General features: G+C 29.4%; 4 protein-coding genes. 2 read left to right on the top strand and 2 right to left on the bottom strand.

The features are described from left to right. Nucleotides 1-103: 103 nt before the first annotated feature. Nucleotides 104-955: an HDOD domain-containing protein gene (locus tag VK998_RS08240; RefSeq protein WP_325227521.1), complete on the top strand. Its 852-nt coding sequence runs from the start codon at nucleotides 104-106 to the stop codon at nucleotides 953-955. Nucleotides 956-1,140: 185 nt separating this feature from the next. Here VK998_RS08240 and VK998_RS08235 read toward each other — a convergent pair whose 3' ends face one another. Further along, nucleotides 1,141-2,661, bottom strand: a complete 1,521-nt coding sequence (locus VK998_RS08235; RefSeq protein WP_325227519.1) for a YfcC family protein — start codon at nucleotides 2,659-2,661, stop codon at nucleotides 1,141-1,143. A 332-nt stretch (nucleotides 2,662-2,993) separates the two neighbouring features. On the opposite strand from VK998_RS08235, the gene VK998_RS08230 reads away from it, so the two are divergent. Further along, entirely contained in the window at nucleotides 2,994-4,991 is a 1,998-nt protein-coding gene (locus tag VK998_RS08230; RefSeq protein ID WP_325227517.1) for an alpha/beta hydrolase family protein, read from the top strand. A 29-nt stretch (nucleotides 4,992-5,020) separates the two neighbouring features. Here VK998_RS08230 and VK998_RS08225 read toward each other — a convergent pair. Further along, nucleotides 5,021-6,111: hypothetical protein (locus VK998_RS08225; protein ID WP_325227515.1), on the bottom strand; the 1,091-nt coding region annotated here is incomplete at its 5' end.

The raw sequence follows: 6,111 nt of genomic DNA, 5'->3' as shown, positions 1-6,111 counted from the left end.
AACATAAGTTATATATAATCCTAAATAATACCTTGTATCTATATATATCTATTGATCTTTCTAGTATAATAGTATATATACCATTATAAGGTGGGATAAATTTATGAATAATAAAAGATTAAACCATATTGTAAGTAAAGTAAACGATATGCCCATACTCCCTAGTAGAATTAATAAAATAATAGAAATTACAGAAGATCCGGATTCAACAATCCATGATCTAGAAAAAGAAATTTTAAAGGATCAAAGTTTAACTTCAAGGATATTAAAACTTGCTAATTCCGCTTATTATGGATATCCTCGAAAAATAAATACAGTTTCTCAGGCTACTATATTATTGGGATTCCAAACTATAAAAAGTATGGCCTTAGCTTCTACCGTTAGCAAAATGATGACTGGAGAATTGAAAGGTTATGCATTAGGAAAAAAGGATCTATGGACCCAATCCCAAACCTGCGCTATTATCTCTAGATATATAGCAACCAAAATAAAAAAAACCAATCCAGAAACTGCATATATAGCAGGACTTCTTAGGGATATTGGTAAAACTATATTAAACCATTATGTTGAAAAAGAATATAATGCCATAGTAAATAGAGTTGAACTTGGTAAAATTTCCTTTTTAGAAGCTGAAGAAGAAATACTAGGATTCAACCATGCCCAAATAGGTGAAAAAATTGCAGAAAAATGGAATTTCCCAAAAGATTTAGTTGAATCTATAAGCCTTCATCATACCCCAGAAAAATCAACTATTGATCCAGAACTAGTATCTATAGTCCATATTGCAGATGCAATTACCATGATGATGGGAATAGGTCTCGGTGCAGATGGGTTAAAATATAATTTTTCTCCTTTTGCCCTTGAAAACTTAAACTTTAAGCCAAATGATATGGAAGAATTAGTTTCTTATTCCCATGATTTAATTGTAGATAAGGATAGCTTTGATTTAACCTAGATTCTAAAGAACTCTCTGGTTTTAATACCAAAGAGTTCTTTTTATTGTTTTAATTTTTTTATTAATTCCAGCATAATCTTTATACTACACCATTAATATAATTACTAATATTTCTTCATAATAAATATATTTTGTAATTTGTGAAATCTCTCCTATCTCAATTATATATTCAACTTTTGAGGATTTTATATTATAGTTTGCAATACTAACATTATAATGGAGAATCCACCTACTATACCCATTAAAGGCAATATAAACTTTAACCATTTATCATAAGTTACATCTACCATCTCTAAAGTTGCTAATATCAATCCAGTTGGTGTTATAAAGGCCATCCATCCTTGACCCCAGTTATAAGCAGTAACTACTATATCTCTAGATAAACCTACTGTATCAGCTAAAGGTGCCATTATAGGCATTGATAATGTTGCTAAACCTGATGAAGATGGTATAAAAAAACCTAATATACTAAACAACACCATTTGAACTGCTGCAAAAAATCCTGCATTCATATTCTCTATAATTGACGATGTATAATAAAGTAATGTGTCAGAAATCATTCCATTATCCATTACTATATTAATAGCTCTAGCAACACCTATAATTAAAACCACACCTATTAAATCTGCTGCTCCTTCTAAAAATGTATTAACGGCTTCTTTTTCAGAAAGTCCAGATAAGAATATTATTATTAAAGCAACTGCAAAGAATAATGCAGACATTTCTGCAAACCACCATCCACCAATGGATACTCCCCAAATCATCAATGGAAATGCTCCTAAGAATACTAATAGTATTAATATTCTCCTCCAATTGAAAGGTACTACATCGTCAGGATTATAGTCTTTTAAAAACCTCCCTTCTATTCTATCCATATCATCGTGGATTAAAGAGTTTCTTGAATTTATTTTTACTTTTTTAGCGTAACGATATATATATATTAATGTTATAATGGAAGCTAAAATCAAAGCTACAATACGAATTAATAAACCTTCATTAAAGGAAATTCCAGCTGCATTTGAAGCTATAACAACTGAAAAAGGATTTACAGTTGAAAACATTGTTCCAATGGAAGACCCCATATATATTGCAGCAATACAGATTATTGCATCATATCCACTAGCTATAAATATAGGCATTAATATAGGATATAAAGCTATAGTTTCTTCTGCTAATCCAAAAGTAGTTCCTCCTAAGGCTATTAGTGCATAAACTACTATTACCAATAAAAATTCTTTTCCTTTAGTCCTTTTTGACAATGCAGCAATACCTGCATCAAAGGTTCCAGTTTTATTAATTAATCCAATAATACCTCCAAGAATTAAAACGAACACCATAATATCCACAGTATCCATAACTCCTTCTACTGGAGACATTATTGTTGGTAAAAGTCCTTGTGGTGATTGTTCTATATTTTTATAAGTATCTGGAATTGCTATAGGTTTTCTAATTCCACCTTCTGTAAACTTTTCTAAATCCATATTTATATTTAAACTATTCAAAGTTTCTTTGGTAGCAGGTAAAGTTTGAGTATTACCTTCATGGTCTGTCTTTATAAAAACATCTGCTTCTGCATCGTATTCTAATTTTTCATATAATCCTGCCGGAACTATATAAGTTAGTATGGATGCCAGTATCAAAACTATAAATAACACTGTAAAGGCTGTAGGAAATTGACGTTTCTTCTTTTTCTTTTTATTTGTCATTAGTTCATCTCCTTTTTTAAACATTTAATTTAATTTATAATTAATTATAAGAAACTACGGATTCAATATTATGAGCTTTTCTATTAAAAAATATCTCAATAAATACTCCATATATTATCTTTTCTTCTTTTATTATTTCCAATAATATAAATAAATACACTAAATCCTGCTTTTACTATTGAATCTAGAATAAATAATATATAATCTTTTACATCTAATTTATACTATCTTAGACAAAAAAATATAATATTTTCATTCATAATAACTCATATCTCTTATTTTCATGTATAATAGTTATATAGCAATACATAAAATTTTAAGGAGGAATTCTAATGGAAAATTTACGATTAGACGATTTCACCAAGTATAAGTTTTTATCAGGACTTAAATATTCCCCTGATAAAGCAAAATTAGCCTTCGTCCTTCATGAAATGAATGTAGATGAAAACAAATACCTATCAAATATCTATATCTACCATAAAGAAAAGGACAAGTACTTGAAACTAACTTCAGGAGATAGTGAAAACAATTTCCTATTTAAAGATGATAACACTCTACTATTCCCTGCTCTAAGAGATAAAAAAGATAAATCAAGGAAAGAAAAAGGAGAAGATCTTACTTGTTATTATGAAATATCCTTACTAGGTGGAGAAGCTAATAAAGTATTTGAAATTCCTTTAAATGTTACTAAAATAGAAATGCTAGATGAAGATAATTTTATTCTAACAGCCTTGTACGACTATAATAAACCAAAACTAGAAGGCCTTAATGAAGATGAAAAGGAAAAGGCTCTAAAACAAATGGCAGAAGAAAAAGATTACCAAATTATAGACGAAATCCCCTTCTGGTTTAATGGACAAGGGTTTACCAATAAACAAAGAAATAGATTATATATCTATAATATTAAAGAAAATTTAATTACTCCAATTACTGATGAATTCACCAATGTAGAAAGCTTTAAATTAGACCAAGACAAATCTAAAGCTATAATTATTGCCAACTCCTTTATAGATAAAATGTATGTTAAATCCGATCTATATCTTTATCATATAAAAGAAAAAAGCATAAAAAAAATAACTCACGATAACCATTTCTCCTACTCCTATGCTGACTTTTTAGAAGATGAAATAATATTTGTCGGTACCCATATGGAAAACTATGGTATCAACGAAAACAATCATATTTACATAATTGATAAAAAAGGTAATACTAAAGTTATCTCTCCTAAAGATTTTGATTATAGTCTTTGGAATTCAGTAGGTGCTGATATTAGGTACGGAAATAATACTACTATGAAGGTAGATAAAAAATATTTATATTTCACTACTACAGAATATAATAGCTCATATATAAATAGAATCGATAGAACTGGTAATATTGAAAAATTAACCATAGAAAAGGGTTCTGTGGATGGATTTGATGTATTGGATGGAGAAATTTCCTTCATAGGTTTAAGAGAGCTTAAACTTCAGGAATTATATAAATTGGAAAATTATAAAGAAAAACAATTAACTCAATTTAACCAATGGGTAGTAAATGAAAAAAAATTATCTACTCCAGAAAGAATAACCTTTGAAACAGAAAAAGGAATTACAATAGAAGGTTGGGTATTAAAACCTGTTAACTTTAATGAAAATAAAAAATATCCAGGAATACTAGATATTCATGGTGGTCCTAAAACCGTCTATGGTGAAGTATTTTTTCATGAAATGCAATATTGGGCTAATGAAGGCTATGTAGTATTTTTCTGTAATCCAAGAGGTAGTGACGGTAGAGGAGATGAATTTGCTGATTTAATTGATAAATATGGTACCATTGATTACGAAGATATAATGAAATTTACAGATGTAGTATTGGAAAACTATACTTTTATAGATGAAGATAGATTAGGTGTTACTGGTGGTTCCTATGGAGGATTTATGACCAACTGGATAATAGGTCATACCAACAGATTTAAAGCAGCTGCCTCCCAAAGAAGTATATCTAACTGGGTTTCTAAATTTGGTACTACGGATATTGGATACTTCTTCGTTGAAGATCAACAAGGCTCAACACCTTGGGAAGATGTGGACAAATTATGGTTCTATTCCCCATTAAAATATGCTCATAAAGTAATGACTCCTACCCTATTCATCCATTCAGAAGAAGATTATCGCTGTTGGATGGCTGAAGCAATACAGATGTTCACCGCATTAAAATTCCATGGTGTAGAATCAAGACTCTGTTTATTCAAGGGAGAAAATCATGAATTAAGCAGATCTGGAAAACCAAAACATAGGATTAGAAGACTTAAAGAAATTACAGACTGGTTTGATAGGTATTTAAAATAATAGAGGGGATCCACCCCTCTATTCTACCCTCAGGTATCACAGGCAGTATAGAAATTAATTAAATCTATACCAACTTTTTTCTCCTCCTGAGACAATTCTTCAGAGTTTATTATCATATCTAAATCTACAAATATATTTTCTCCATCTCTATCATAAACCCTCATATCGTGTAAACCTACAGCAATTTCTTCAGTTTTTTCTGGAACCTGTGACAAAGCTATTATAAATTTTATTTTATCCTTTAAATAGTTATTTGCAATACTCTCCACGAATTTATAGTACTCTTCTCCTAGAAATTCATCTATTAAATTAATTAAAATAATTAAATCTTCTTCATCTTCAAATTCTTGAAATGATAACCACTCTAATATTTCTAATACACTACCTTCTCCATAAAAGTACTCTAATCTATTTAAATCTAACTGAGGTAATAATCTAATAACCTTTGCCTTATCACCAGTATTTTCATTAGAATATATTATGCTCATTACTAGTTCTTCCTCAGTTGGTTCGTATTTTATGGATAATTTTTCTTCTCCATCTTCAGTTACTTTCCTATACCCAATATTATTCTCCTCATCCCAGTATTCAGGCCAATAGTCCATATGTTCATCTGCTTCTAGTAATGGTTTTACAGCTTTATTCTTTACAAAGTAAATAGCTAAATCTATGGTACCACTTAAATCCGCTCCCACAGCCCTATCTTTATTGTTCTCAGCTCCTATTAGTAATTTAGTTGAATCGGGAGACCAAATTACATTACCAATAGTAGGTATACTCGCCACTATTTCAAACTCTTCCATAGAAACCAGATAGGTAGTCTTAACTATTTTAGTACCTTCATTTACTATAAGATATCTTCCATCATTAGACCAATCTATACCATAAAGATTACCAAATATTCCTTCTATTTCTCTATCCTTACCATCATTGGAATTATAAATTTTCAACCTATGTTGTTTGTTTTTATCTTCTTCAATAAAAGCAGTATATTCTCCATAAGCTTTATTTTCAATCACATCATCTCTTTCCTCAATATTAGCATCTATTGAATTATTAGGATATATTAAAACTAATAAAGTACCTAATATAATTACAACTACTAATAAAATCAACCATC

The sequence above is a fragment of the Schnuerera sp. genome, assembly GCF_035459645.1.
Lineage (GTDB): Bacteria > Bacillota > Clostridia > Tissierellales > Tepidimicrobiaceae > Schnuerera.
Note: the sequence above shows the minus strand (reverse complement) of the source record. Positions and strands in the feature narration are given on the sequence as shown.